Source organism: Bradyrhizobium sp. AUGA SZCCT0283, from assembly GCF_018130385.1.
Lineage (GTDB): Bacteria > Pseudomonadota > Alphaproteobacteria > Rhizobiales > Xanthobacteraceae > Bradyrhizobium.
On record NZ_JAFCLU010000042.1, the window covers coordinates 15,740 to 40,745 of the forward strand.

General features: G+C 56.7%; 26 protein-coding genes and 2 pseudogenes. 11 read left to right on the forward strand and 17 right to left on the reverse strand.

Annotated features, from left to right (window positions below):
* Positions 1 to 188 precede the first annotated feature (188 nt).
* From JQ624_RS33950 to JQ624_RS33960, 3 genes are all read left to right on the forward strand, one after another.
* Positions 189 to 548: a PRC-barrel domain-containing protein gene (locus JQ624_RS33950; protein WP_212423241.1), complete on the forward strand. Its 360-nt coding sequence runs from the start codon at positions 189 to 191 to the stop codon at positions 546 to 548.
* A 938-nt stretch (positions 549 to 1,486) separates the two neighbouring features.
* Entirely contained in the window at positions 1,487 to 1,684 is a 198-nt protein-coding gene (locus JQ624_RS33955; RefSeq protein WP_212423242.1) for a hypothetical protein, read from the forward strand.
* Between the two features lie 719 nt (positions 1,685 to 2,403).
* Positions 2,404 to 2,622: a hypothetical protein gene (locus JQ624_RS33960; RefSeq protein WP_212423243.1), complete on the forward strand. Its 219-nt coding sequence runs from the start codon at positions 2,404 to 2,406 to the stop codon at positions 2,620 to 2,622.
* A 698-nt stretch (positions 2,623 to 3,320) separates the two neighbouring features.
* Here JQ624_RS33960 and JQ624_RS33965 read toward each other — a convergent pair.
* Together JQ624_RS33965 and JQ624_RS33970 are read right to left on the reverse strand one after the other, a co-directional pair.
* The gene (locus JQ624_RS33965; RefSeq protein ID WP_212423244.1) at positions 3,321 to 3,506 is read right to left on the reverse strand and encodes a hypothetical protein; all 186 of its coding nucleotides are present in this window, start codon (positions 3,504 to 3,506) and stop codon (positions 3,321 to 3,323) included.
* A 2,041-nt stretch (positions 3,507 to 5,547) separates the two neighbouring features.
* Positions 5,548 to 6,012 (reverse strand): hypothetical protein, encoded by a 465-nt coding sequence (locus JQ624_RS33970; RefSeq protein WP_212423245.1) that lies wholly within the window; start codon positions 6,010 to 6,012, stop codon positions 5,548 to 5,550.
* A gap of 148 nt (positions 6,013 to 6,160) precedes the next feature.
* Here JQ624_RS33970 and JQ624_RS33975 point away from each other — a divergent pair.
* Positions 6,161 to 6,582 (forward strand): annotated as a pseudogene (locus JQ624_RS33975) (response regulator).
* 164 nt (positions 6,583 to 6,746) lie between these two features.
* Positions 6,747 to 7,019 (forward strand): DNA -binding domain-containing protein, encoded by a 273-nt coding sequence (locus JQ624_RS33980; protein ID WP_212423246.1) that lies wholly within the window; start codon positions 6,747 to 6,749, stop codon positions 7,017 to 7,019.
* 240 nt (positions 7,020 to 7,259) lie between these two features.
* Here the strand turns inward: JQ624_RS33980 and JQ624_RS33985 are convergent, their stop codons facing one another.
* Genes JQ624_RS33985 through JQ624_RS34000 form a run of 4 tightly spaced genes read right to left on the reverse strand, consistent with a single transcriptional unit; the run spans position 7,260 to position 9,239 of the window.
* Complete coding sequence (locus JQ624_RS33985) at positions 7,260 to 7,661, reverse strand: hypothetical protein (protein ID WP_249130282.1); 402 nt, start codon at positions 7,659 to 7,661, stop codon at positions 7,260 to 7,262.
* Complete coding sequence (locus JQ624_RS33990) at positions 7,639 to 8,343, reverse strand: SOS response-associated peptidase (protein WP_212423247.1); 705 nt, start codon at positions 8,341 to 8,343, stop codon at positions 7,639 to 7,641. The genes JQ624_RS33985 and JQ624_RS33990 overlap by 23 nt, the downstream gene beginning before the upstream one ends.
* Before the next feature lie 12 nt (positions 8,344 to 8,355).
* Positions 8,356 to 8,619, reverse strand: a complete 264-nt coding sequence (locus tag JQ624_RS33995; protein ID WP_212423248.1) for a hypothetical protein — start codon at positions 8,617 to 8,619, stop codon at positions 8,356 to 8,358.
* The gene (locus JQ624_RS34000; RefSeq protein WP_212423249.1) at positions 8,616 to 9,239 is read right to left on the reverse strand and encodes a hypothetical protein; all 624 of its coding nucleotides are present in this window, start codon (positions 9,237 to 9,239) and stop codon (positions 8,616 to 8,618) included. Before JQ624_RS34000 ends, JQ624_RS33995 begins: the two co-directional genes overlap by 4 nt.
* A gap of 930 nt (positions 9,240 to 10,169) precedes the next feature.
* On the opposite strand from JQ624_RS34000, the gene JQ624_RS34005 reads away from it, so the two are divergent.
* The 3 genes from JQ624_RS34005 to JQ624_RS39825 all read left to right on the forward strand — a co-directional run bounded on the left by JQ624_RS34005 (position 10,170) and on the right by JQ624_RS39825 (position 12,782).
* Positions 10,170 to 10,346: a DUF2934 domain-containing protein gene (locus JQ624_RS34005; protein WP_212423250.1), complete on the forward strand. Its 177-nt coding sequence runs from the start codon at positions 10,170 to 10,172 to the stop codon at positions 10,344 to 10,346.
* 865 nt (positions 10,347 to 11,211) lie between these two features.
* Positions 11,212 to 11,457, forward strand: a complete 246-nt coding sequence (locus JQ624_RS34010; RefSeq protein ID WP_212423251.1) for a hypothetical protein — start codon at positions 11,212 to 11,214, stop codon at positions 11,455 to 11,457.
* A gap of 1,061 nt (positions 11,458 to 12,518) precedes the next feature.
* Positions 12,519 to 12,782 carry a PilZ domain-containing protein gene (locus JQ624_RS39825; protein WP_212423271.1) on the forward strand — a complete coding sequence of 88 codons (264 nt, stop codon included), beginning with the start codon at positions 12,519 to 12,521 and terminating at the stop codon, positions 12,780 to 12,782.
* Positions 12,783 to 12,866: 84 nt separating this feature from the next.
* Here the strand turns inward: JQ624_RS39825 and JQ624_RS34020 are convergent.
* Together JQ624_RS34020 and JQ624_RS39620 are read right to left on the reverse strand one after the other, a co-directional pair.
* Positions 12,867 to 13,157 (reverse strand): annotated as a pseudogene (locus JQ624_RS34020) (DNA ligase); the annotation flags it as partial.
* Positions 13,158 to 13,953: 796 nt separating this feature from the next.
* Positions 13,954 to 14,274: a DUF2934 domain-containing protein gene (locus JQ624_RS39620; RefSeq protein ID WP_212423252.1), complete on the reverse strand. Its 321-nt coding sequence runs from the start codon at positions 14,272 to 14,274 to the stop codon at positions 13,954 to 13,956.
* 415 nt (positions 14,275 to 14,689) lie between these two features.
* Here JQ624_RS39620 and JQ624_RS34030 point away from each other — a divergent pair, with 415 nt between their 5' ends.
* Positions 14,690 to 14,857 (forward strand): hypothetical protein, encoded by a 168-nt coding sequence (locus JQ624_RS34030; RefSeq protein ID WP_212423253.1) that lies wholly within the window; start codon positions 14,690 to 14,692, stop codon positions 14,855 to 14,857.
* Positions 14,858 to 15,068: 211 nt separating this feature from the next.
* On the opposite strand, the gene JQ624_RS39435 is transcribed toward JQ624_RS34030, so the two are convergent.
* The 4 genes from JQ624_RS39435 to JQ624_RS34045 all read right to left on the reverse strand — a co-directional run bounded on the left by JQ624_RS39435 (position 15,069) and on the right by JQ624_RS34045 (position 16,014).
* Positions 15,069 to 15,203 carry a hypothetical protein gene (locus JQ624_RS39435; protein WP_283816997.1) on the reverse strand — a complete coding sequence of 45 codons (135 nt, stop codon included), beginning with the start codon at positions 15,201 to 15,203 and terminating at the stop codon, positions 15,069 to 15,071.
* Between the two features lie 74 nt (positions 15,204 to 15,277).
* Positions 15,278 to 15,454, reverse strand: coding sequence for a hypothetical protein (locus JQ624_RS34035; protein WP_212423254.1), 177 nt, complete (start codon positions 15,452 to 15,454; stop codon positions 15,278 to 15,280).
* A 13-nt stretch (positions 15,455 to 15,467) separates the two neighbouring features.
* Positions 15,468 to 15,665: a hypothetical protein gene (locus JQ624_RS34040; protein ID WP_212423255.1), complete on the reverse strand. Its 198-nt coding sequence runs from the start codon at positions 15,663 to 15,665 to the stop codon at positions 15,468 to 15,470.
* Between the two features lie 145 nt (positions 15,666 to 15,810).
* Positions 15,811 to 16,014, reverse strand: coding sequence for a hypothetical protein (locus JQ624_RS34045; protein ID WP_212423256.1), 204 nt, complete (start codon positions 16,012 to 16,014; stop codon positions 15,811 to 15,813).
* A 338-nt stretch (positions 16,015 to 16,352) separates the two neighbouring features.
* On the opposite strand from JQ624_RS34045, the gene JQ624_RS34050 reads away from it, so the two are divergent.
* Positions 16,353 to 16,688, forward strand: a complete 336-nt coding sequence (locus tag JQ624_RS34050; RefSeq protein ID WP_212423257.1) for a DUF1236 domain-containing protein — start codon at positions 16,353 to 16,355, stop codon at positions 16,686 to 16,688.
* A 1,490-nt stretch (positions 16,689 to 18,178) separates the two neighbouring features.
* On the opposite strand, the gene JQ624_RS34055 is transcribed toward JQ624_RS34050, so the two are convergent.
* The 4 genes from JQ624_RS34055 to JQ624_RS34070 form a co-directional block, all read right to left on the reverse strand.
* On the reverse strand, positions 18,179 to 18,862 hold the full coding sequence (locus tag JQ624_RS34055) for a sugar transferase (protein WP_212423258.1): 684 nt from the start codon (positions 18,860 to 18,862) through the stop codon (positions 18,179 to 18,181).
* A 220-nt stretch (positions 18,863 to 19,082) separates the two neighbouring features.
* Complete coding sequence (locus JQ624_RS34060) at positions 19,083 to 20,360, reverse strand: glycosyltransferase (protein WP_312014543.1); 1,278 nt, start codon at positions 20,358 to 20,360, stop codon at positions 19,083 to 19,085.
* Positions 20,357 to 22,030, reverse strand: a complete 1,674-nt coding sequence (locus tag JQ624_RS39625) for a GMC oxidoreductase (protein WP_212423259.1) — start codon at positions 22,028 to 22,030, stop codon at positions 20,357 to 20,359. Before JQ624_RS39625 ends, JQ624_RS34060 begins: the two co-directional genes overlap by 4 nt.
* Entirely contained in the window at positions 22,021 to 22,917 is an 897-nt protein-coding gene (locus JQ624_RS34070; protein ID WP_249130283.1) for an aldo/keto reductase, read from the reverse strand. Before JQ624_RS34070 ends, JQ624_RS39625 begins: the two co-directional genes overlap by 10 nt.
* A 73-nt stretch (positions 22,918 to 22,990) precedes the next feature.
* Between JQ624_RS34070 and JQ624_RS34075 the strand changes: the two genes are divergently transcribed.
* On the forward strand, positions 22,991 to 24,010 hold the full coding sequence (locus tag JQ624_RS34075) for a glycosyltransferase family 2 protein (protein ID WP_212423260.1): 1,020 nt from the start codon (positions 22,991 to 22,993) through the stop codon (positions 24,008 to 24,010).
* Here JQ624_RS34075 and JQ624_RS34080 read toward each other — a convergent pair.
* Entirely contained in the window at positions 24,007 to 24,924 is a 918-nt protein-coding gene (locus tag JQ624_RS34080) for a glycoside hydrolase family 26 protein (RefSeq protein ID WP_212423261.1), read from the reverse strand. The genes JQ624_RS34075 and JQ624_RS34080 overlap by 4 nt on opposite strands.
* Between the last annotated feature and the right edge of the window lie 82 nt (positions 24,925 to 25,006).

A 25,006-nucleotide genomic window follows, 5' to 3' on the forward strand; every position in this document is an offset into this window, starting at 1 on the left:
CTACCCCTCACATTAGTGCGGCAGGTTGTGAGGCACAGCTCGCAGCCCGATCTAACTTTGGCCGCGTTGTCGTTTTGCATCGCAGCGAGCTTTATTGCTGGATTGAGGGTCGTGCTTGGGCCTTGACGACTAAAGGGAACGAAAGGCTTCGACACCTGTTGCACGCTCCATCAACTGTGGAGGAGATTATGGTCACTGAAGCAAGAGAAACAGTAAGCCTCATCGGCAGCGATAAGGTGGAAGGCACCGCAGTCTATGGTGCAGGCGGGAATAAGATCGGCTCTATCGAGCGCGTGATGATCGATAAGCTGAGCGGCAAAGTCTCGTATGCCGTACTCAGCTTTGGAGGCTTCCTGGGGATCGGCGATGATCACTACCCGCTCCCGTGGCAATCGCTGAAATACGATACGAATCTCGGCGGCTACGTTACTGGCATCACGGAGGCCCAGTTGCAGAACGCCCCGAAATATAGCAACGACAATTCATGGAATTGGAGCGATCCAACAAGAACCCGTGCGGTGAACGACTACTACGGCGTCGGGATTTAATGAAGATTCATGAGGGACCGTGGCAGCGGCCCTTCATAGCGTCAAGGGCGGCTGCTACTCTCTTGCCGGGAGTTCAGCGGCGCCTTACCCGCTAGAGATAGATCGTCCAAAGGTGTTTTACGCCCAACCCCCGTCGTGTGGGCCACCGACGGGAAATAAATTTGTCGAGTTATTTGAGCTGCGCACCTCTGTAGGCACCGCGTTGGCCGTGTGCAGTTCATCAATCACGACGAGCTTTTATAGTGACCACAGAATGTCAGAACTCAGCCATGAAGCGTTGAAGCGTTCTCTAACTCTTTTTTAGAACGATACGCACTTGATCGACAGGCCACTTCTCTCCCACACGCAATACTCGGACACTCATGTTATCATCACCGCTAACCAATGCATGGGAACTCACCGGATCATCAATGCGTACGAGCTTAAGTTCCGTATCGGGCTTCCAGTTCAATGTCACGTCTAAGTCGCCGGGAAAGACTTGCCATTTCGAGCCGTCGTCGAGTTCTACAAGATGGCTTCCGGAATGAGATCGGATTTTCATACTTGGCAACGGCCGGAGGCTTCGCGAGGTTCCCGCGCAACCTTCCTTAACTCGCTGCGCCCCCGTGATTTCCTGTTGCAGAACCGCTCACTGCCGCTTCAAGCAGGCTCCATTGTCTCAGGGCTTGCACGGGCCATCTCTGGTATCTCGTGCCCCTTTTAACTGCGAACGCTGGAGCGGTAAACATTCTGACGGTTACTCCGACGATGAGTACTGCCCGCATTTCCAGCCTCCTCTTTGTACAGACCCGACGGGAGACTCGCCCGTGCGGACTATCCGACACAGCAGAACGACGAGATCACCACGCTCGTTCATTCCCTTCTTGTGTAGCAAAAATGGTACAGACTTTCTCTCTCGCACCAAGCACCATCAAGCTGCACGAACCGGGGATGAGATCATGTTTATTGTCCAAGGTAAGCCTAGAGAGCCTGCGGGAATAATCAAAGTCGTCAAGGACACGCGGCGGGAAGCCTTGGCAACCGCGAACGACTTTTTTGCACAGGGGATGCCCTTCGTCACTGTTATCGCCGACGGCCGGGTATACGCGGCTGAAGAGTTTGCACTGACGCTGCAACATGGTGAGGGGTTGCAATGATGGCGACGCGATCATGAGTGACAGCCTCATGAGCGAACAACACCGCACATGCCGATGTGGCGCAGTGTACCGACGAACGGTATCGATGGCACCGTCGCGCGAAGTGAACAGCTTCGAATGCGCGGCTTGCGGCACAACATTGGAGCATTGGAATAGCGCGTGGGTGCCCACCTATCGTCTGATCATCGGTCCGGCGACACGCTCCTCTGGAACTATCGAGCCTAAGCGGCCGCTTTAAGACGGAGGCCTTTCCTGTCAAGCAGGACTACCTCGGCCGAGTCCGCATGGGCGAAGCTTTATTTGCGCGTAATCAGGGTTTTGGGTGGCAGATCGGACCTTTCGGCAACTATGAAGCAGTCTGAATCTACCGGCAAAACGCGGAGAACTGCGCCTACCTCGCAGAAGGTGCCCGCAACGAGCCGACACGCCAACGGTACAAGCGAATGGAAGCGGCTTGAAGATCATTAGCCGACGAACAGGACTGGCTTGATGGAGAGCCATCGCCCGCGCGCAAGGGCGAAAGGATAACCCCGCCCAAGATGCCTTTCTGGTCGTCGACGACGCTATCTGAGCTAGGAACAACTCTATCCATCGGATCGTTTCGTTCGCGGGCCGCGCATCACTGTGCGCCTCGGCACGGCCCCGGTCTCGACCCCTTGGCCCCCGAGAAGGCACGGGGCCGTGCTCAATCCCGGTCGGGCCATCCTACGCCGAGGACAATGACACACAAAGGCGTCGCGATGCGTTATCGCGGGATTGAATACTCCGTTGTGCAGGGCATTGAGCGCCGCCTTTGGAAGTGGGCCGCGACTGTCGCCGGGACCAAGATATCCGGCCAGGGCAGCACGCGGGACGAGGCGATAGAAAGGGCGAAAAAAGCCATCGCGCGCGCTACCCAAAAGCAACGCTTCAAGCAGGTCATTGATGGAGAAGATTGATGACATTTAGCAGTGCTACTGCCGCAAGAGCTGTTCTTGTGCTCGCACTAATCTCGGTTGGCAGTGCCGCCGTCGCTCAAGGTGCTCCTCTTGCAAAAAAGCCAAAGCCGATTGTTCAAGCGAAGCTGAGCACGCCAATGGGCTGCAAACTGGTAGGAACGGTCAAGGGTACCAAGATTTGGGCGGGTGACTGTGTAGGCGCGTCAGAACTTAGGGGTTCTACGCCTGCGGAAGAAGTCTCATCGCCACCGTCCGTCGCCGCTCCGGTCGAAATGGGAATAACAGAAGTCGACCGCCAGACGCGAAGCGATGCGCTCGGATAAGGTTGTCTCCCGGGAATTACAAGTGCTCAACGCCGAAGTGCAGTTGACTGCAAATTTCCGCGCATCGGGCTTCTGTTGATTGCGCCATTAGCTGTCTCCCACCATCTTCCCGATTTGCAGTTGACTGCAAAAGCAGCGTTAGCCAATAGCCGAACTTGACAATGGATACCGTCGAGCTGGGCGCGGCGGACCAGCAAAATGGTTGCCTGCGGACCATCCAGTTCTGCAATTCCCCGTGCCGTTTAATCTAGGTCAGTGGGGTTCTATGGGGTGTAACGAATATACGCGCTGATGAAATTTCTTCCCCTGATCAGATTGAGTTCTCTTTGCCGTATTTCCACGGGAAAAAGTGGCAACGGCGGTCAAACGCGGTCGTCAACTTGGTTCCTTGCTGGCGTTTTCTGCAATCGCGCGGTCTACTTCTGACGCCAAGGTCGCGAGGTGCTTGGCTAGCCGAGCGAACAATTCCTGCTTGTTCGGATCGGTCGCCAGCCTGCTAATCAGAGCGCAGTCCTCGGCGTCCAGTCGCAGCCTCTCAAGCTGCGCTTCCATATCTTTCATGGCCCCAACCCCACAAATACATAGGTGAATCGGCCCGTTCCTGAGGCCGCCTTACTGCTTCGGCGATTGCGGACGAGAGGATGATAGCCACTCGTTCATGTGGGATGCGATATCCGTCTGGCGCGCCTTGCGCAGTAGCTCCTCGCGCTGCGCCCCGCGGGGCATTTTCTTGGCCCGTTCTCTAAGGCGTTCCGCCTCGGCGGCCAATCTTTCTGCAAGGGTCGCAGTATGCTTGATGCGGCTTCTAAATGGCATGGCATAGCCCTCTATCGAGTGCCAACGGCATTCCATTTCGACGATCCCGCCGAGGCGCTCTTTGAGCTAGAGCAAATAACGTTGCGAAAAGTTGGGAACCCCGCAGGCCACCAGGCCGAGCACGGCCCCGCCGGGGGCTGGGGGCTGGGGGCTGGGGGCTGGTAAGGCGGGTGCCGTGCCGGGCGCAACTGATGCGCGTACTGAGTCGGCCCGCGCCAAGCAGATTATTTTTCGATGTTCGAAAGATGACCGGGACAGAGTCCCAACGCACGAGGCCGGATTAGGCTTGTCCGGGCCTCTGGCAAAACCCTCAAGGGAACTCAATGCAATTTGCGCAAAATCGACGTCATGAAGTCTCGAAGCGAGGCGATGTATTTCTCAATGACCTGCTGGCGCTCTTCCATGCGCGACCTTGCCTTGTTCGATGGGGGCACACTTCTGCCGGAGCCGCCATGCTCCTGTCGTCGGGACTCTTTTCGTCGGGGAATTTTTCTCGTCCCCATCGAACCCATCCTAAAAGTCTAGGCTGACATTCAAAAACTGGGGCGAGCTCGCTGAGATCGGCATCGAGCTGTGTCAAACAGGGTGCCCGCTTCCCACCCAGCGGGCGAGGCCAGGATGAGGGTGTCCGGGCCTCTGCCAAAGACCTTAACGGCACCCCTTCACCAAATTAGCGGCTTCTGCAAGTCTGGCGATATCTACGGCAATTCCCTTCGCCTTGTTCGCCCAACTGATCCTTGTTGAGACAAGCCGCGCGCAATTCGCCGCACACATCGCGTCGGACAGGTCTTTGGCAGGCTTCCCGGTATTTGCGGCAGTTTCCTTCGCCCTGTTCTCCCAGCCTGTCCTTGTTTTCACAGGCACGTCGCAATTCATCGCATTGGCCGCCGCCTCGACCACGGCCGTCGTCTACTCGGACCCCGCCCGGACCAACCTGAATAGATTGGGAAAAGACCGATGTTGGAACAACAAAAAGAGCCGCCGTCGCGACCACGAAAGCAAGCCTGCGCATCACCGACCTCCCAGTCAAATGCCGGATAGATGCCCCGGCTTTGAAGAAATATTCCCCTGACGTTTTGTTCCTAACTGAGAGGTCGGGAAAAACAGGAAACTTTTCTCCGGAGGTCGAATTGATTTAGGCGTATGTGGCTTTTTGGAGAGGCTAAGTGGACGACGAATTTCCACCGAGGATCGCAGCCGATAGAGCATGGACCGTATATTTGGCGACGCACAGTGACGTCGACCCAGCTGATGCGCGGCGATGTGCGCTGGAACGGTATCTAGAGGGAAAATGGGCGGCGGGAGAGAACGATCAGGAAGAGCTTACATGCAAAGGTCTCTCTTATCTAACTCACCTGCCGTCTGATAGTTGGTGAGGCAGGATGGAGGACCTCGCAATGGCTCTAGCCCGTCTTGCCGCTCGAAGTGCGCGACCGGATTGGACAATTGCAGCAATTGCATGCCTCATAGCAGCTGGCATTGCAATGATCCTTCAATATACGATTGGAACATCGCTTGGGTCGTGAACCTTCTCAACTTCTCGAAGGGAGAGTTGGTCCATGGAATACAGAGCTATCGAATATCAGCTTGTACAGACGGCAAATCCCTGTTGCTGGAAGTGGACGATATTCCTTGACGCCACCCGAACGCGGACCGGCATCTCACTTACCCGCGCCGACGCAGTTCTGGATGCCGAACGCGCCATTGATGCCGTCCTAGAGAACGGAGACCGAGCGCTATCCCGTTCCACAAGTAGCAGTATCAAACTTGCCAATCCGAATGGCGTTTAGTTTCCGAAGAAGGAGATGCGGGGTTCGTCATTTCCAAAAGCTAAAATGCCGGGTTCCGTAGGCTGCTGCCGTTCCATCCGCTGGCGAGCCTTAGCGGCTGCTATTCTCTTGGCCTTTCGTGCGGCATCCCTCTTGCGCCGTTCTGCTCTCTCATCTCGAATCGAACTTCCTTGCGCCCCGTTCTCAGAAGACTTCTGAGCAACCTGCGTTTGCGGTTCTTGACCTGTTTGGGCTTGGGGCTGGGCCACAGGTGCTGGCGCAGCCGCTGTGATTTGTTGTGCCGGTTCTGCTGAAGCTGGCAAAATCACTCTCATCGCGGGGCTCGGTTCGGAAGTGCGGTTTTGTGCAGGCGGATCATGCAACGCGGACTTTGCCAGCATCAAACCAGCACTGAAACCGACGGCGAGGATAAGGAAGCTGGTTCCTATTCCGGCAAAGAAGATGCGCGCGTTCGAAGCCATGACCAGTCTCCAGTGTTCGCAACCGAACGCTGGAATTAGGATTTAGGTTTCGCCATCGGGAAAATTTAGCAATGCCGGGCTGCGGCCGCCCCCGGGGCCGAAGAGTATGTTCACTTTTGCACCTTTATGCGGGAACAATGCCGCTGATATGTCGTTCTCGCACGGAACTTCACGGGTGCCGATCATTCTCGTCATCGAAGACGATGAGCAAATTCAAAGTCTGGTTGAGGACGCCTTGGTTGAGGGTGGCTTAGAACCTGCTATTGCGGCTTCCGGCGAGGAGGCTGTGACGCTGCTCAAAAGTAAGTCTTTCATCAAAGAACGTCCCCCGGTGTATCGAGCACTCGTCACAGACATAAACCTCAAAGGCGGGATGAACGGCTGGGAGGTCGCCAAGCAAGCCCGAGAGATCGACCCGGAGTTTCCGGTCGTCTACATGACGGGGGCAGCTGCAGAGCAGTGGGGATCGCACGGCGTGCCCACAGCATCTTACTCGTGAAGCCCTTTGCTCCTGCTCAACTTGTCACGGCCGTATCCCAGCTTTTGAACGTCGGTAATCCGAGCAGTTGAGGGGCTGATATGAAGGGAGCGGCAATATTTTTGGTCGAGGACGATGCCCTTTTCGGCGACGCTATACACAGCCCGATCCGCAATACCGAGATCGCTGACTTAAACTTGACGCAGCTCATGTTGACTTTGTGTGATGCCTCCGGCGCACTCTCCCGAGAACGCCGATGAAAGCGCCGCCACTCGATCCACATATTGCTGACTTAGCTCCAGCCGGACCAGCCCTCACTGAGTATGACGAGGAGCACGTGATCACGTACATGCGAGTGCTTGATGCTGATCAGGAAGGCGCGGACTGGCGTGATGTCTCTCGTGTCGTGCTGCGCATCGACCCAGACACCGAGGCCGACCGCGCGCGACTAGCGTTCGAAAGCCACCTATCACGCGCTAAATGGATGACAGAGCAAGGTTATCGCCATCTGTTGCGAAGCGACGTCTAGGCAGCTGGCAACTCGGCTCGCCAGTCGCGGCTAATAATCAATTTGGAAACCATATAAAATAGTCTCAAGATTTTAACGAAACAACTCGCCCGTTACCGCGTCGTTCTAGCCGGAGGGCAAAACATGATGACAGAACGCAAATTCAGAGAGCGAGAAGTCCAGATCGCGCGCTATCGGCTTCTGGAGCGGGAGGTGACCGATCCGCTTGCCGCGTGTCTGATTCACGTCATTGTTGAAGAGCTAGAGGCTGACGTCGCGCTCGGCTCTGCCGGTGATGACCCACGCAGCCGCAAAGAGTGCGGCCCAAGCAAAATCGATACTGCCAAACACGACTACAGAACCAAAAACACGACCTGACGCAAAAAGCATGGACACCGGAATTGCGAATGCCAGCTTTTCCAGCACGGCGAACAGCATAGCCGGTCTAAAGCGTAAAGGGTCATGAGAAATGATGAAGAACATGATCTGCGCGGTTAGGGCCGTTCCAATAAAGCCATAAAAGTACTCCGGCTGCGTGAAAGCCCCCGATGCTTTTGCAATGTATGCCTCGACGAAGTACAGGGGCAACAGAACCGCAATTCCGCAAATCCCCGAAGCGGCGAACAGCCAGCGAGCCAGCTTAGCGGTCTTCACGTTTTTCATTGTCAATCCTTACACCACGGTCACGGGATAGGGCATCTCCTTTGTCAGCCCCGCGCATCACGATCTTGAGCACATCATCCGGCAAAGGCCGCTGTAGCGCCTTAGCCTCGTCCCACGGCGCGCGCATCCAAACCTCACGCTCCTCATCGTTCGTCAGGATCACCGGCATTGCCTTCGGATGGATGGGCTCGACCACCGCGTTCGGCGTCGTAGTCAGGAAACCGTAGATTAGGTGAGGGCCGGGGACCGGCTTGGACTTGGTGCCACGGTCGCCTTTGAACTCGGTCCAGATACCGCCGAATGCAAAAAGCGGCCGATCCTCGTTCAATGCAAACCAGACTACGTCCTTCTTTTTAGTCTCAGGGTTCGGTTCCGGCGCGTATTCGGCGAAGCTGTTAGCGGGCACAAGACACCGGTTCTCCGGCTTCAGCCAGCCGCGCCAATGAGGTGACGTCGTGTTTCTGATATTAGTGACCGGTGGTCCGCCTAACCTCGGTGGCGGCGGCATCCCCCAGCGCATCATCGTCAGTTCGCGGTCGGTCCCGGCGTTACGGACAACTGGCGCAGGATAGTCGGGGAAGACACCGGGCATTGGTGGCAGGTTACCAACGTAACGATTGATCACCCGAAACAGTCCGATGATCGCGGCTTGGTTCGTGGTGATGCTGTAGAGATTGCACATCGAGGTACGTTCCTACGCGAACAGGTCGGCACCGGCTTGGGTGAAGCGAACGAAGGTTCCGCTCTCATGCACCGATAGCCAGCCGCGTTGGATGGCGAGCGCGAGCCCCGCAGAGTATTCCGCTGGGTTGCCGCCGTGGCTGAAAAGAAATGGTCCGTTGATCTTCTCGATGTGGATGCGCCTATCTTGAACCGGCTCGACGGTGCTGGCGATCTCCATCAGCTTGCGTGCCGCCTTCTCAGGATCGGCGAAGGGGCGGTCGGCGGAATACTTCATCGGACCTGCACATTCTCGCCGCGATCTATCAGGCCGTACTTCCGCGCCGTCCAGTCGCGTTGATCGCGCCAAGCCTGATAGTCGGCTCCGGTCCGTCTCGCCGAGAACGCTCGCCATGCGAGCTCGAAGTCGGCGCGCGCCTGATCGAACGTCGCTGCTGTGCCGCCGCGCTGCTCGCCCGGTCGGCTGCCTGGATAGAACCCGCACTGCCACTGCCATTGCGGCGCGGCGTTCGGATTGCCGATACTCCGCGCAATGGTGCCGACATGGATATCGGCCAAATAGATTTGCCAGCAGTCCGTGCGGTCAGGATCGCGGCGGCGGGTCAACGGGAGGGGATCGGTCATGGTCCCATCAAAGCCGGTCCGGCTGCGGTCGGCAAATCGTCGAGACCTTGGGGCGTTCCGCCGCAGCGATCCACAAGGGCTCGCACCGAGCAGCATCAGGCTGACGGTATCGGGCGCTTCTCCGGCTCGATGATCGCAGCCGGGGTAGCGGCGCAGAACACTTTCAGAAGTGACCCCGCAAAACGCATTGCCCCCAGCCAACAATCGCTTGAGAGAGTGCCGATGGCCGACGGTGCAAACGTCCGGCATAAGGAAGAAAACTTCCGCCAGCAAGCCGAGAACTCGAAGGCCGCATCTGAGGAACCATAACTAAAGAGGCGAATTGCCAAGTCGCATGGTCCGGTACTATTTCGATTTTCATGACAGCGGCAGTGGTCTCTATCTAGATGAAGTTGGAAGAGCTTCCAAGCGAAGCCGCTGCGCACGATCCAGCTATGCAGACCATCGGCCCGCCCATCGCCACTCAGAGGGCCGCATATCCGTGGAGGTACGGGACGGCGACGGCCCTATTCTCAGGTACTCCGCCACCTTCCAGCTTACGCCACGCAAGAACCCGCCCCATTAGGCGATTTTTTTTGAGCCACATCAGGATGGCTCCATCGCACCTTCGTAGATTACGCTGGTAGCCGAGCAACCTACGATCAGGACGCTGAGGTTATGGGCCCGGGCTCCTAGGTACACCGGGCCCGCTCTGTTCAACGCCCCGTCCCTTTAGGTTGCCGCTTTCCAATGGTGGAAGGCGCAGCAAATGTGCGGTCTCCGGTGGGGCTTCCGATTTCTTCAATCCGGGCGTTCCCAGCGCAAGTGCCGTCACGAGGAGTAGAATACTCGCGCAGATGATGCTGAGGTAAACACGCTCATTCATTCGGCCCTAACGGGGTGAACTACCGCGCGTTCCCACAGATAGTTAAATTACGTGGGCTGGATACATCAGCATCGCTTACTCAAGGGTTTGCAGACCGCTGCGTGGAGGAAGCCATGAAGCAATCTGATCATTAGCCGACGAGCAGGGGCTTGATGGACAGCCATCGCCTGTACGCAAAGACGAGGTGTAAGGCGGCCCGCTGGACCCAATCACCGCGACCGAACTCATAGCGGCTGAAACACTGCTTGCATCGGGGGCGGGTTGGAGCAATTCTGGCCTAACGTGGTTTCAGCCTCGGTCCCCAAACTCCAAACGCGGCAGGCGCTTTAAGGAAAGGCATGGCGGCACCCAAAGAAATGGATGTTGTCCGGCGGGCTTACGAGCTCTGGCAGCAGGCTGGCGAGCCCTTGGGCAAGGACGACGAATTCTACCACCAAGCGAAGAAAGAGTTGCAAGAGACAGTGGATAAAGAAAACCAGCCCGCCGCGGATAAACGCGCGTGCGCGGCCCGCTAAGTAGCGGGCAGATCATGAGGCCTCGAAGCCTTGGCCCTCGGATGATCCAGCTCATAGATTTGCTGCTTTAGTTCGGCTGCGAAGTCACGGAGGTTCTTGTTCGTGACGCCGTCATGGAACTCACGGGCCAGCCGGTTGCATTTGGCGAGTTTATCTCGAAGTTCCTGCTTTTCCCGGTCCCGGTCCATGTTCATTAGACTAAGGCTAGGTAGTCGGAGAAAAGTTCAAACTTCGTTCACGGGACAAAAGTCCGGCGCTTTTGAGACTTTGGAAACCGCGGCCTCCCGATGCGAGATAGTTGCGGGCGATCACGCGACCGCGTCACGCTGGTCGGCGATACAGTCTCGATGATGATGTCGGTGCTTCCGGCTTCTCCGCGGTGGGTTGGGCTGCGGTCTAAGCGTCTAAGCGGCCTGCTTTATCGGAGCGCAGGCGGTGTGAAGGATTTTTCCGGCCTCTGTGAATGTGAAGTGCGTACGCACTGGCCCTCCGTCGAAATCTCGATAGTCCAGACACACGCCCGCCGCCTTGGGGAACAACGCATCAACCTCGAAAGACCCGGCCCCAGCGTGCGCCAACTTCGGACGCCAATACCGTTCTACGCCGAGCCGCCCGCGGAAGCTTCCTCCTTGGCAACAATCTATAATGGCCGCATCATCGTAAAGATCGACGAGCGCCGAAAGTTGTCCTCCTCGACAAGCATCAAGCCAATCAACGACTACTCCAATGGGATCGAAACTGTTCTTGGACCTAGACATTGGTCCCTCCTAGCGCCAAAGGAGCAAAGGGATAGGACGGGCGCACGGCCTGAACTGATTGTTCAGCCAACGTTGTTTCGGGGCGACCCGACTGAGAGGCTTCACTCATGCCGGACGAGCATCAGACCAACACGATTATCGCAACGGCGATATTGGATAGCTTTAAGGATCGTCCAGACCGCCAACTTGATCCTGAGGAAGCCAAGATACTCGCGAAGCGCATTCTTGCCGCGTTAGAGGAAGCAGGGCTTCAAATCACGTTGGCCGACCAGCCTTGTTGGCAGGTCGAAAGCACCTGGCTGTTGGCCTCCGTAAAACTACTGAAGTTGCATCACTGGGCAACGCATCTCTAGCCACGCGCACTTTTGCCTTAAATCGCGCCCACGTTGATCAAGCTATCTCGGGGCTAACCCGAGTTGGCATGGCCTGGCGCATGTCGATTGGAACCCGCCTTGCGTCGGGCCGCGCTTTGATCCAGTCGCGATGCCGAAAAACGATAGGCGTATTAGCGGACACTTCAAGAATACGGAATACGACTAGCGTACGATTACCTCTGCGCCACTATGGCACGGGTCATTGCCAACGACGGCGACGCATGATCTCCCTCCTACATTTCGACCAATCGACTTTGGCCAACATGACGGCCGCGCTTGAGTATGTTTGCCGAAAACTACCTACGGATCGAGACAACCCAGCCATCCGGAAATATATCGCGGAAGAGATTTTGGCGGTGGCTACCGAGGGACAGACTTCGCTTGGCGATTTGACGGCTGCCGGTCTCAAAATCGTAAACAGCTACCTTTTTCCGCCGGGACGTTCTTGGCTGAGGGCCCTCGGAGGCTAGGTGACCGCGTTAACGAAGAATTAAGAGGCCCCAGCCATCCTTTCCTCATGAGAGTTGCAGTGGCTGCCATAGTTGCTCTCCTGTTTCTCAACTTTATGGATGAGCGATTTAACAACGCCCGCTACAGCAGGGCGGCGGTCAGCATGGCTGAAAAAGTGATCCGATCATTCGGTTAAAAATACCGCGAGGCGCACCATGGTTTCCGTTGATCATTTTGGCTACGAATTGCGCCGCCAACTGCACGAAGCCGCTGCGAACGGAGCCAACGAACTCCTGCTAACTTGTCACGACCTCTGCCGATCTGTTAGATCGGGAACAGCTTGGCTAAACACGTGCTGCGAAGCGATGGAGCAAGAAATTCGGGACGGTGATCTCGTTGTGCAGAGCAGAAGCGGACACGGAATGGCTGTCCGATATCAGTTACCGCGTTAGCCAACCTGCGACTTACCTGGGCTTCCTCAGCGCAATTGCCATAATGTCCCGGAAGGCGCGGTTTGAAGCAGGGTTTGCTTGTTACACTTTTAACTCCACCGCGAACTGTCGATTTACATCCTCACGTTACCCTTGAGTATGCACGGGCTGAGACGCACACATTTCACACGTGAGGTTCGGCGGCGACGCTACCAATCGGCGTGGATCACGACCCACGGTCTGGCGGACTATGAATGCCGCCTGAGCAATCTGTCGCAATCCGGTGCAGAACTCGTTGTCGGAATAGGCGACGTTCTGCCAAGCCGGTTCCAGATCAGATTGGTTCCCAACTCTGCTAGAGCAAAATATTGCGAAGTTGTCTGGCGGCAGGGCAAGACCATCGGCGTTAGGTTTACCCGGTGACAGCCTTTCGATGGTGTCGCCCGGTTTAAAGTCTCGAAGCGCGTGCTGCTTTGAGGCTCGGAGCTTGCCTAAAACGGTGAAGCGAGCTGGAACGACAATCTCGCCGTCGACAATGGCTGAACCGGCGCTGATGTGCCAGGCGTCGTCGGCGACCTTCCTGAAGCGCTTGGTCCAATCGTTGCCGCGGCGGGTGAAAACCTTGACGGCCTCATTCACCAGGTGAACTTGGACGCGGTAGCCGTCGAATTTGATCTCGTGGATCCAGCGATCGCCGGACGGCACTTTCTCGATCGACGTCGCCAGGGCGGGTTCGACGAATCCGGGGAAGGGCGCTTTCACGCCGATCGCCGCCGGCCTCTTACGCTGAAACGCCACGCCACAAACTCCACGAACAAAACAGGTCGATTCAAACTGACGGCAGTCGGATCGTTCCGACAGAGCGTTAGGAACTTTACCTATTTTTCCCGGTTTTTGAAGCATGCACTTGGGGCGGGTGAATGTGAGCTCCTCTTATCGGCTTAAGTCGCGATGGAGCACCCTCTAGTCAGACGTGACCAATTCAACATTTCTCCGCACGGTATTGTTCATAAGCCGACCGATGCGGCATTTACGCCGGATCCTTCGGATCCCTATTCAGGAATGGTGCGGCTTGGCCAGCTTAGTAGCACCCCTCCTAATGGGGGTGGCTTCAACCCTGACGACGTACAGAGAATTATGCTTCGGCTTTGGGTCGACTACGTCGCCAATAACCCCGAACTCTTCAAGGGAGCGGGCGGAAAGACAGGATAAGGCGCTGCGGCACTAACTTAGATCGGGAATGAAGCCGCCCGGCATTGCGGGAACGTCGTCGGGGTCGGCTGGATTGGTTTTGTTGCAGTCCGGGCAAGGTGCACCGGCGCCCCCGCAGCCGCAGGCCCTTCCACCCAAGAACGGCCGATCAAGATGATTTTCGCAAACCCATCGAGTATTATCGCACCGGGGGCAGTACCGCATCGACGTGCGCACCTCTGGCAAAGAAAAACCAATGTCGGTGCAGGCATTGCGTTCCAAGGGGCAGATATCTCCGGCAGCCCTTGGGTGAGAGCTGCTTGCTCCAATAGCCTCAGCTCTGACGTCCCCGGAGCTGGGGCTCTGGCTTACGCAAAAAGATCGGCGCCGCTCTGCGTTAAACTCAAGAACGTTCCGCTCTCGTGCGGGGCGGGCGGATGGGGGACGATTTATCCTCGTTTCGCAGTTCTTGCTTCGCTTGCTGCCAGAACTCGTCTTCCTCGCCTTCTGGCCTGCCATGGCGCTGCCAGATCTCATAAGCGCGCTTCTTGATTTCTTCTTCGGCGTTACCCGGTGCGCCGCCATTCGCGCATTCCGCCAGTTCAATATAAACCTCAGCGAGCCGGAGCCGCCCCGCTCTATCATCGTCGTGGGGTGCCGTCCTCGCCTTCGCGCGGCACTCGTCAGCCTTCCGGCGATACCGTTCTGCATCTGCAGGTGTCATGCCCTATCATGCGCGGCGGGCCGATCCGTTCCTGACGACGAGCGCGACGATCATGACATTGCCTCCCATGACCCATTCCATCGCGGGATGCTGCTTAGGCGTGAACCTCACAACGCGGCCGGAGAATCTTAGTCATGGAAGCAACCCGCGACAGGAACGCTTACCCCGCAGGCTGATTATGGGGGATGTCCCCGCGCATAGTGGGACACACTCACGAACTTAAACGGTCTCGCAGTCGGAAAACTCGGGATCGCTGGCGGCTCTGGCGTGATTAGAGCTCCCGCCAGGGCCTTTTTTGCAGGGTACCAGGACTGAACGCTGGACCCGTTTCGTGCTCCGGCGTTCTCAGTTGAACACAACGGCCTGCAATCGCCGAGGTGAGAAGGGCGCACTTATGCACGCCTATCGAGCTTACATGATCGGCTGGGACGGCCATATCGTCTATCGCGTGGACATTGAATGCGACGATGACGAAGCAGCCAAAGAGCGCGCCAAGTTGCTCGTGGACGGTCACGACGTAGTGATGGGACGGCGCGCGGAAGATCGCGGAATTCAGACGGCGCACTGCAAGACGGCGCACTAAGGCGGTCAAGAAGGCCGGCAGCAGCCGCAAGCGGCTCGAGCGTCGGCTCAGCCGTTAGGAACGCGAACTGAGGGTGGTGTGTTAAGCGAATGGCTGGTGGGCTGAAGCAATGTCGCACCTCGTCCCCGGTGCGACACCTCAGCCTAAGAAGGGCCCCAGCGGTGCCGCTGGGGCCCTTTCGTATTGGGGCGGCGAACTGAGGCGGCCTTGCTCAATTGAGTGACTTGCGTAGCTTCTTGAGGATTTCTCGCTGGTCGCTAGCGTATTCCTCAGCGACCTGCCGGGCTTGGTCGGTGCGCGATGGCTTGAGTTTCCGGTCGTGCTCCCGCGGCTTCTTCTCTCTCATGGTGTCTCCTAGCTGCCTTTTGGCGCGTTCATTGCCCGCTCACCATGAGGACGAAAAGACCGCCGACTGATGCCTCACGCTGTCTTGGGGCTGTTCATGACTTTCTCGACTTCGTCGGCCAGCCGATCAAAATGCTGACATAGCCGGTCGAACAATTCCCGTTTGGTGCGATCCGTAGCGAGATCGCGAATTAGAGCGGCCTCCGCCGCGTGCCGTCGCAGTTTCTCGATTGAGGCGAGGTAATCCTCCATGGCGCGCCCATGCTTACTGTGGAGACCGCAGACCGGGTGACTTCAGCCACTGGTCCAGGTGCGCAGCGGTCTCGGCTTGTCGGGCCTCCCGTTCGAGCTCATACCGCTCAATGCCGGGCGGCAGCTTCTTTGCTTCAGAGCGTAAGCGGTCGGCCTCCTGGATGAGCCGATCGGGAATAGTCAATACGTCTTTGAAACGGCGTCGCTGCATGGCGCTCTCCATTCCAAAAGAGGATGGCGGGAGCGCAAAGGGCGGTCTCATCACCGGTAGTTGCCACAGCTTAGGCGAACAACTGCGGCGGTGGGCGGGAGGTGACCAAAGTCCCGGATTCGCGCATAGCCAGCCAACTGCGCAATTATCCCTTCGAGCGTTGCAGGTTGGGTGATTTCAGCCACTGGTTCATGTGCGCTGCGGCTTCTGCCATTCGGGCCCGCTTCAAGAGCAGTTCTTGAGCCATTCCCGGGGAGATAACCTCGGCTGCTTCTCTAAAGCGCTGCGCTTCTTCCGCTAACCGTTGTTCAAAGCTTTTTTCGTGCTTGATGCGGCGACGCTTTTGCATGCGGTACTCCATCGGATGAGAGTGGACGGAGGGAGCGCGCGAAGCGCTCCCGTCACCGATGGATGCTGGACTGCCCCAACGGTGACAGCACGCTAGCCCGGTACGGAAAGTCCGACCGTGCACTAGTGAACACATTGGATCGTCGCTTTAGGGGGATTGGTATGTGTTGCCTTGTTAACATTTGTTGTGGCCCGGTGCAGCGCCTGATCTCAGGCCTTATGGTTTCCTTGAGACATCACAGAGCGCCGCCAACGGGCAGTCACCTCAGCACCGCGTCCAGTAGCTGCTGAGGCTCATAGGGCTTCATAAGAAAGTGGGTGTCCTGCGGAACGAAACCGATGAAGAAGCTTTTGATGATCGCGGCTGCAGCCTCGCTCCTGGTCACTACCGCCACCGCGCAGACCACCGTGACGACCGGCATAGGCGGTGGAGCTATTCAAATCGAGCCGGAATATCGCACTAAGATCAAGATGCACGTTACGGAGAAAAGGATTCGGCCCATTACGACCCAAGAACGCATCGTTGTAGGCGCCAAGGTCCCGGTCAGTGTGGAGCTCGAAGCCGTACCGGCGGATTGGGCACCCTCCGTGTCCAAATATCGATATGTTTATTCTAACGATCGAGTGATGCTCGTAGACCCCGGCACCCGTACGGTTGTGCACGAGATCGACTAAACGAGTGAGGCTTCATCGCCGCATCGTCAAAAATCCAGGCATAAGCTTGCGGCCGTGCTCCGGCACGCGGGCTTATTTCTTCTAAGCCGACTAGCGAACAGCGCGAACTAGATAATAGCCGACACCGCCGATAACGATCACGGTAAGGATTATCACTTCTCCTCATTTGCCCCAGCTGTTCTTAGCGTGAGAAATTGCCACCTGGTCCCGAATTGGATCCAAGGACGGAGCCGCGGCTGACGGCTGTGGAAGCTATTGCACTGCCAAAACCGGCATCGGGTCGTTATTTGCCGGAAAAAGCTGGATGAGCGCTCCGCTTGTCCGTTAAGTAATGCCTTTAGGCGGAATTTCGGGTGGGCTCGGCGGAGGCAGCCCGTATTTGTTCGGGCGTTTCGCAGCTAGCTTTCGATACGCCGCGGCCTGATGTATCAACTCATTCTTGAACTTTGAATCCTGCTCGCCCGCCGCAAGGCGTTCGAGGCTAACGGCGCGCTCAAGGTACTCGGTGAGCAATTTCATGCCTGTCATTATGACTGCATGCTCGCAAATTTGTGTTGCCCTGAACATTGCCGAGTGTTCCCGAGCTCGGCGGTGGATGACCGTGGCGAAATACAAAAGCCCACGTGCTAAAAATCGGCTCTGGCAGCGGGGGACTATGGTACGCGCCAGAGATGTTTCCGTGGGACCCGCCTTGATGGATCTCTGGCGGCAGAGCATAGCTTCACTCGATAGGGGTCACAAAGGACATCATCTCGGAGTGGTGCGCCGCTCGTTGTCGGGTGTCTTGGAATCAGATCGCCTCTTGAACAAGCTCGACGCAGAGGCGGAACGCATGCCCGCGGCTGCCGTAAACCGTGTTAGCAAGCCTACAAAATAGCCGCCCTGGAGAACTGCTTCAGCGACGAGGATAATGATCACCGTATCTCTAAGACCGTGAGAGGCAGCAAAGATGATCGCGGTGAATGGCAAGAGAACGATGACCGGCAAGAGCACTTTCCATCGGAACGCTAATCCTGCCGCAGCCCCTATGAGTGCCAGTATAACGGCAAAATATAACATATAGGTGCCCCTCAATATCGTGCCGACAACCAGCAGGCAGTACTATTCGTCTTTTGGTTTGGTTCTCGTAAACGCCAGGAATCAATTGGCATGTACTCTAGGCTCGAGCCGCAATCATTTGAGGGTTGTTGCGTATTGTAGCTACAAGTGGAACGTGTGGCCAGCGCCAAAAATACACGTAGCGCCATCCACGGAGTTAGCTTCCTAAGAATGGACTCCGCATCAGAACGGCGAAAGTTTCAACCGCCCGAGAGTCGATCGATTTGTGATTGATTATCGCAGTTCCCGCCGAATATGCGACGGGAAAATTGGCACCCGCTTCGTTTTTGGTCTCAGCAAGCGGCCCACAAGACATCGCATCGAGGCCGCATCGCGGGCCAATCGAGCGAAGTCGGCTGCCCGACAAAAAATGAACCGTGGCGCACTTTACCTCAATAGGCCGTATTGGAGAAGCAGACAGCCGGAATCGTTGCCATAATTATCTTGGCATCGAGAACCATCGACCAATGGTGCGCATAATGGCTATCCAGAACAACGCGCCTTTGGAAGGTTGTGTTACTACGGCCGCTCACCTGCCAAAGACCGGTGATACCGGGACGACATGCGTAGTAGGCTGTAATGGCATCGGAATATCGGTCCAGTTCTTCTTCCGTAACCGGGCGCGGTCCAACGATGCTCATATCGCCCTTCAGGACGTTGAATAGCTGTGGCAACTCATCGAGGCTGGATCTCCGCAAAATAGTGCCAATCGCGGTAACACGCGGATCGTTGCGCAACTTTCGTGTCGCAATCCATTCTGATGCTGCAGCAGGATCAGCCTCAAGATGCCGATGCAAGCGTGCCGGCGCATCGATAGCCATGGTGCGAAATTTCAAGCAATCGAACGGCATTCCATTGAACCCGACGCGCTTATGGCGAAATAACACCGGGCCCGGAGAGAAGCAGGCCGTGGCCACGTAGCAGAGAATAAAAAAAGGAGCGAGCAGAACAATCCCGCACAGGGATAAAACAATGTCTGCTGCTCGCTTGGAGGCGAGACCTATCGGACGTGGGGTCGTCACTAAAACAAACAGCGCTTCTCCATCTGCACTGTTTGTCTTTGCCAATCCATTCATATGTGGTTACTCCGAGGCAAAGTGAGCGTGCGTTGCGAAGAAAGCCCGCTGCGGCAGCATCGTTCCTGTTTTTCCCGAAATTTGTCGCAATTTTACCTTGCCAAAGAATTGCCATCCGACGGCCCAATTGGCAGCAGTCGTGTGTTCAATCTCTGTGTACCTAAAGTTCCCGAACGACGTCGTAAGGGCGGATCAGCAGCGGGGGCGGCAGCCCGATTTGTCAGGAACGAGCGTTCTTTTCCAGGGCAGAACATGCTTGCGTCGGGGCCGCAGATTGCGGCAGAGATTGTTCTTCCGAGCGATCGCGAGCAGTGAAGTCGAAGGCCTCCAATAGGCGACGCCCATTGGCGTCCCAGTTGAACAAATCCTCAGCTAACTCGAATGCTGTGTTCTGCATCAAGTCTAGGCGGTCGATGTCGTCCATCACCGCCACAATTGTCATGAGAAGACCCCCAACGCTGTTCTCAATGATAAACTGCTTTTTTACTTCATCGGGAATGCCGTTTAGTGCCGCCTCCACAGCGGCGACAGGCATGCGAGAGAAAATATAATCCAGTATTTTGAGCTTGAAGCCGCCACCAATCTCCTCCGGAACCAGAGCAATGCGCGCGTTCCGGAACTCTTCGCTGAGATCATCGACAAAGCCGCGAAAGACGACCCAAGGAAAGTGTGACCTCAAACGCGACAGAAGCGGCTCGGGTACGACTCCAACGACATGAAGCTCTATCTGATGTTGCGTAAGGATACTGCTTGCCGCCTCCAGCAATCGCTCGAGGTTCATCTGCTTGGCGATCCAGCTGAAAGAGCCGACAATGATCGCACGCCTTGGAACCTTCTCGTTCAAGGTGCGAGCGCGCTGCTTCGTCCCCGCATAACCGGGCCAAATAACAATGCAGGGAAGCGAGCGGTTCAGTCCATTGAACGCAGCACGATCCTCATCCGTCAGGGTCACGAGTAAATTGCTGGAACGTGCGAGACATTCCTCAGCGAGCCTGGTTTTCCTGGCATTCTCTTTGAGCAGCAATTTGCGGAGAGGGTCGCCGGTGAAGTTGCGAGCTATTTGATCCGTGACCCTGGTCTCAAAGTCATGTGAAACATGGACAAGGACGGGACGATTCCGGGCGATTTTCTGCACGTAGGCGACGGCCCAGCTCATTCCATATTGATCAAATACCACGACGTCATAGTCGTTCGCCTTAAGTTCCTTCCGGACCGCCCTACGATATTCTTTGGTCGCGAATCGTGCTCCGACCATAGGGAGATTGCTCAAAAGAGCGATCAGCTTGGCGTTCGGCGTGCCAGGCACTACCTTCCAGCGAACCCGGGGCTCAAGATCAGCGAGGCTACCTGTCGGGTCATCGGGATTTTTAAGACCGAGGAAAGCAACATGCGCCCCTTGACGGGCCGCGGCTCCCGCCAGCTGGGCGGAATAGATGCGATCACCTGCGTTGAGTGGAATCGGAATCGTTCGCCCAAGCCACAGTATCGAAATGGTCACGATGGGCTCCGTGAGGCAGTTTTTAATTGGTCGGCAATCCGTATCGCCAATGCGACGATCGTCAGCGTTGGATTGGCAGAGCCGCTGGTCGGGAAAACTGCGCTTCCAGCTATGTAAAGGTTTTCGACGTCATGCGTTCGGCACTGCGTGTTGACGACACCTCGTTTTGGATCAGCACTCATCCGAGCGGTGCCGATGTGATGTCCCCCCACCGCGATGGTCTGTTTCACACTCTCATTCAAGGCATCATCGTCGTAGACGACCTCCGCGGCGTTCGTGCGCGCCAAAATCCTTCGCATTTCTCGGAAAGTTACGGCAATAGATGCTATGTCTTCAGGACAAACTCGCCAATCGATGCGCAGCTTGGGAACGCCAAAGCGATCCTTGTCATGGCTCAATGAGACTCGACTGTCATACGAGGGCGTCTGCTCGGCGTTGTAATCGAGCGGGTAAGCACCTTGTTTCGAGTAAAGCGCTACATAGGGCATCCGGCGGTAGCTGACATGACGCTTATGAACCCAGGAGGTCACGAATTTGATCAGAGGCCAGGGGTTCTTGGCGATATTTGCAATGTGGCGAGCCACCAGCGAATGGCCCTTTGGTAATCGATCGAGCGACTCCAGTTCGACCGTGGTGATCTTCCGTCGATATTCAGGCAGAATGAATCGTTTCGCGATATACATCAGCGACAACACCGGATCCCCATGTTGCGGGTCCATCGGATTGGCATGGTGGAGACGAAAGATCATGTTTCGAAGCTGGAGGCGGCGCTGGACGTCGTCAGACAGTCGAATATGATGCTTGGCATAAATGCCGTCTCGCGTTCTCGCAAAATTCCAGGCCACTCGTCGCCCGGCGGCAACCTGTAGCCGGCCTAACGTGCCCTCAAGGTGCGACATGTAGTATCGGCCAAGCGCTCCGCTTGAGTTGGCGAGTCCTGCCGAGAACGTTCCGTTCGATGCTGCCAGCAGGCGCACGGATTCCAATCCGCCTGCGGCGACCACGATGTGTTTGGCGCAAATCCGAAATTTGTTGCCGCTAAGAGTTGAGCATTCGACTGCTTCCACCAGACGGCCGGAGTCATTGCTCAATAAGCCGACGCATGTGGACTCCAGCAGGAGTGTGTGCTTCGGCGATCCAATCAAATCCGATTTGAAACGCCTGCCGAAGTCAGTCGGTGGACTAAAGCGCTCCAGCCCGATCGTAATGTCCGCACTGGCGAGTCCTTCGACGATTGCCTCTGCTGCTTTCAAACAACTGGGGTCAAATGCGAACTCGCCTGCCTCGCAATAGGTCAACGCTCTCGAATAGAATGGAACCAGCTTATCGTACGAAATCGGCCAACCGCTGTTGGCCACATGAGATCGAGAGTCAAAATCGCTAGGTGTCAGGGGGACGCAACGACCGCCCCAAATTGTCGACGAACCGCCGAAGCGTCGCTCCCGATACATTTCGGGCGGCGGATGCCGGCTGTCGGATGCAAGCTCGGCTGCGTTTAGACTTTGTGTCAGCTTGTTCGGCCGCCATCCTCCGCTTTCGACAAGTACAACAGAGATTGCCGCTCCAAGCAATTCACGAGCGATCACAATGCCTGCAGGACCTCCGCCAATGATGCAGACGTCCCTCTCGATCGTCGAGCCGGAAGCTATTTGGCGCCCGTCTATAAACACGAGGTTTCTTCTGCGCTCTGTACCGCATCCAGCACCTGGTTGAGATGCGCGAGGCGGGTCGTGCCAATGAGTAGGCGACTGATCTCGCCTCGTGCCAAGGAAGAGATCAGCGCCGCGCGAGCCGCCGACCATCGATCGCTGTTGCTGGTTGACGGTGGGGCACTCATCAGACCTCGCCCGATGACAAACACACGCTGACGTCGGGCGCGATTGAGAAATCGCTCGGTTTTTGCTGTAGCCGGCCAGAGCGGGAGTTCGATGGCGTCGACTCGTGAATCGCCCAGCGCAAGCAAACCGGATTCGACGTCTTCGCAGGAGATGCCGATTTTGATGGCTTTACCCGCCTCCCGAAGTTTTTCCAGTGATCCCAACGCTTCGCCGTTTGTGATTAGGTCTGAGGACGGGCTGTGCAGGAGAAAGAAGTCTACGTAGTCGGTCTTCAGTCGTCGGAGACTAGCTTCAGCAGAAGCATGTAGGGCGCGATCCGAAAAGTTTCGCGGCAACCGCGCCTCGCGTGCTTTTGAAACCATGTAACGCCCAGCTCCGCTTCGACGGATCAAGGGCGTAATGACGTGTTTGAACGGCCTTACCGCCCTCATCCAAGCAGGGAAATGCTGTCCCGCCTTCGTTACGATGGTGGCCCGCTTGCGCTGGCCGCGAAGCGCCGATCCCAAGATGCGTTCGCTCTCGCCTTGGCCGTAGATATTCGCGGTATCGAAGAAGCGAATGCCTCGATCGAATGCACTTTGGATAAAATGGAGGGCTTCCGTCTGGTCACGACCAACAACGGAACCCAGTCGCGCGCAGCCGAGTCCAAGCCGTTGCCGAACGACATCAGGCGGGGTTGAGTCGTCCATCCAACTGGAACCTTGGTTGCTGGTCTGCATTGTGCCGCGTCTCCACGACAGCGAAAACCACTACGAATCCGCGTGCTGTCAGAGTTCCGATTGGGGATTTCCGATGCCATCTGAACCGTCCGTTACGATAATTGTTCCAACCCTGAACGAGGAGAAATACATTCGGCAAGCAGTCGCTTCGCTGATACCCGCGGGCGATGAGATGGATTACGAGCTGATCGTGCTCGATGGAGGAAGCACGGATCGCACGCCATTGATCATCAAACAGATGAACGCGCTCAATCCGAGAATTCGGCTGGAGATCAACCCCGCCCGTTATCAGTCTGCGGCCGTAAATCGTGGCGCAAAAATTGCAAAGCCAGACTCTGGCATTATCATTCGCGCGGATTCTCACGCTGAGTATCCAACCCATTTTGTTGCTGGCCTGGCGCGAGAATTGAGAGAGCGGGACGTCGCGTCAGTTGTCGTCCCGATGCGCACCCGCGGAAAAGGCTTTCTGCAGCGGGGAATTGCGGCTGCGCAGAATAGTCGCTTGGGAAACGGCGGTGCACTACACCGAACCGCAAAGGGTTCGCGTTACGTAGACCATGGTCACCATGCCGCGTTCGAGCGCAAGACGTTCTTGGCCATCGGCGGATACGACGAAAGCTTCACGCACAATGAGGATGCCGAGCTTGATATCCGGCTGAGGAACTCAGGGGCGCGAATCTGGCTCTGCTCGGAACTTGCCATCAGCTATTTCCCGCGCAACTCGCTTGGCGCGCTCGCCCGGCAGTATTTCAATCATGGCTCCGGGCGCGCAAGAACAATGTTCAAACATCGCCGTCCACCAAAAATCAGGCAATTGCTCCCATTGGGCGCACTTGGAATGAACGCGCTCAGCCTGGTTTCGGGTCTTGGTCTTGGATGGCCCTTTTTCTTGCCAAGCCTGGCTTACATGGGAGCGTGCCTGACCGGAGGGGTGTTCTTGGCATTTTCAGGGCGCGATCCAGCTGGATTCGCTGCCGGCCCGGCTGCCATGGTCATGCATCAAAGTTGGGCAGCAGGCTTCGTCTACATGGCATTTCGCGTCACGGTTTCGAAAGCATCGCCGATCCGGGCGTCCGAGGAAGTACTCCGCTAGCGTGGGCGTTGCTCGGAAGTCTTTGCTCCGAAGGATTCGATATAGGCAGCAGCTGCCTCAGGATACTGGCGATCGGTGAGTTTCCCCGGGAAAGCGTCGTTCGAATTCCAGACACCTTGATAGAGCACATTGTGTTTGGAGAACCATTGCGCTGCCTTTTCAATGTAAGGGCCTGCTCCATCAGAATTGACGCCCCATTCTGGATAAGCGGTGGGCTTCTTGTGAGCCGAGGCAAACTCCTCGAGCCATCGTAGGCCATATTGGCTGTTGACCATTTCGTCCCATGCTTTGATCGGGTCGTTCGGATTCCACTTGGTGTTGTAGTAGAAGTCCATCCCGATGACGTCGACATAATCATCGCCTGGATAGGCGTCGGCCGGGTTCATGCGCGTTTCACGGACGTTGACATTCCATTCGAAGCGAAAGCGGTTTGACACCGAGCGAAAGGCATCGACGAAGTTCTGGAAAGCCTTGACGAAGTCATGCTCGTGCCCCGCGGCCGACCACGGCATCCAGTTTCCGTTGAATTCCTCCCCGGTCCGAACATAAATGACGCTGTCCGATTGGCGGGTTTGCGCCAACATTCTGGCCGCCTGCTCGTAGCGATCTTGATACTTGCCGGCCGCTGCTTCTGACAAGGATCCTCCGTCGGCGAACAGAGGAATGGTCCAGCGGATCGGCTTGTCGAGCGGCGACCAGAGTTGGATTGACCATCTGATGCTGGTGATCCAGTCCTTCCAGTTCGCGCGTCCGGTATGAGCCGTGATTTGGTCTACTGGCCTGCCCAGCCAATCTTCAAATTGCCGCAAGTCGGACGGGCTGTTCCCTACGTAAGCGCTGAGCGCGGCAGAGCCCGCGGAACACGGCCCGGCATACAGCAACAAAAGGGCGGCGATCGATGAGCGCAGAAGCATGAGGATCTCCGGTTCCAGTGGACGTGCTTCCTTATCGGCATGTGCAACCAATTAGTCGTTGGCGCAGAAGGAAATTTGGAAC

Bases quoted from the DNA above. Each gene is read 5' to 3' on its own strand.
- JQ624_RS33950 (WP_212423241.1), top strand. From the start codon at position 189: ATGGTCACTGAAGCAAGAGAAACAGTAAGCCTCATCGGCAGCGATAAG.
- JQ624_RS33955 (WP_212423242.1), top strand. From the start codon at position 1,487: ATGTTTATTGTCCAAGGTAAGCCTAGAGAGCCTGCGGGAATAATCAAA.
- JQ624_RS33960 (WP_212423243.1), top strand. From the start codon at position 2,404: ATGACACACAAAGGCGTCGCGATGCGTTATCGCGGGATTGAATACTCC.
- JQ624_RS33965 (WP_212423244.1), bottom strand. From the start codon at position 3,506: ATGAAAGATATGGAAGCGCAGCTTGAGAGGCTGCGACTGGACGCCGAG.
- JQ624_RS33970 (WP_212423245.1), bottom strand. From the start codon at position 6,012: ATGGCTTCGAACGCGCGCATCTTCTTTGCCGGAATAGGAACCAGCTTC.
- JQ624_RS33980 (WP_212423246.1), top strand. From the start codon at position 6,747: ATGAAAGCGCCGCCACTCGATCCACATATTGCTGACTTAGCTCCAGCC.
- JQ624_RS33985 (WP_249130282.1), bottom strand. From the start codon at position 7,661: ATGAAAAACGTGAAGACCGCTAAGCTGGCTCGCTGGCTGTTCGCCGCT.
- JQ624_RS33990 (WP_212423247.1), bottom strand. From the start codon at position 8,343: ATGTGCAATCTCTACAGCATCACCACGAACCAAGCCGCGATCATCGGA.
- JQ624_RS33995 (WP_212423248.1), bottom strand. From the start codon at position 8,619: ATGAAGTATTCCGCCGACCGCCCCTTCGCCGATCCTGAGAAGGCGGCA.
- JQ624_RS34005 (WP_212423250.1), top strand. From the start codon at position 10,170: ATGGCGGCACCCAAAGAAATGGATGTTGTCCGGCGGGCTTACGAGCTC.
- JQ624_RS34010 (WP_212423251.1), top strand. From the start codon at position 11,212: ATGCCGGACGAGCATCAGACCAACACGATTATCGCAACGGCGATATTG.
- JQ624_RS39825 (WP_212423271.1), top strand. From the start codon at position 12,519: ATGCACGGGCTGAGACGCACACATTTCACACGTGAGGTTCGGCGGCGA.
- JQ624_RS39620 (WP_212423252.1), bottom strand. From the start codon at position 14,274: ATGACACCTGCAGATGCAGAACGGTATCGCCGGAAGGCTGACGAGTGC.
- JQ624_RS34030 (WP_212423253.1), top strand. From the start codon at position 14,690: ATGATCGGCTGGGACGGCCATATCGTCTATCGCGTGGACATTGAATGC.
- JQ624_RS39435 (WP_283816997.1), bottom strand. From the start codon at position 15,203: ATGAGAGAGAAGAAGCCGCGGGAGCACGACCGGAAACTCAAGCCATCG.
- JQ624_RS34035 (WP_212423254.1), bottom strand. From the start codon at position 15,454: ATGGAGGATTACCTCGCCTCAATCGAGAAACTGCGACGGCACGCGGCG.
- JQ624_RS34040 (WP_212423255.1), bottom strand. From the start codon at position 15,665: ATGCAGCGACGCCGTTTCAAAGACGTATTGACTATTCCCGATCGGCTC.
- JQ624_RS34045 (WP_212423256.1), bottom strand. From the start codon at position 16,014: ATGCAAAAGCGTCGCCGCATCAAGCACGAAAAAAGCTTTGAACAACGG.
- JQ624_RS34050 (WP_212423257.1), top strand. From the start codon at position 16,353: ATGAAGAAGCTTTTGATGATCGCGGCTGCAGCCTCGCTCCTGGTCACT.
- JQ624_RS34055 (WP_212423258.1), bottom strand. From the start codon at position 18,862: ATGAATGGATTGGCAAAGACAAACAGTGCAGATGGAGAAGCGCTGTTT.
- JQ624_RS34070 (WP_249130283.1), bottom strand. From the start codon at position 22,917: ATGCAGACCAGCAACCAAGGTTCCAGTTGGATGGACGACTCAACCCCG.
- JQ624_RS34075 (WP_212423260.1), top strand. From the start codon at position 22,991: ATGCCATCTGAACCGTCCGTTACGATAATTGTTCCAACCCTGAACGAG.
- JQ624_RS34080 (WP_212423261.1), bottom strand. From the start codon at position 24,924: ATGCTTCTGCGCTCATCGATCGCCGCCCTTTTGTTGCTGTATGCCGGG.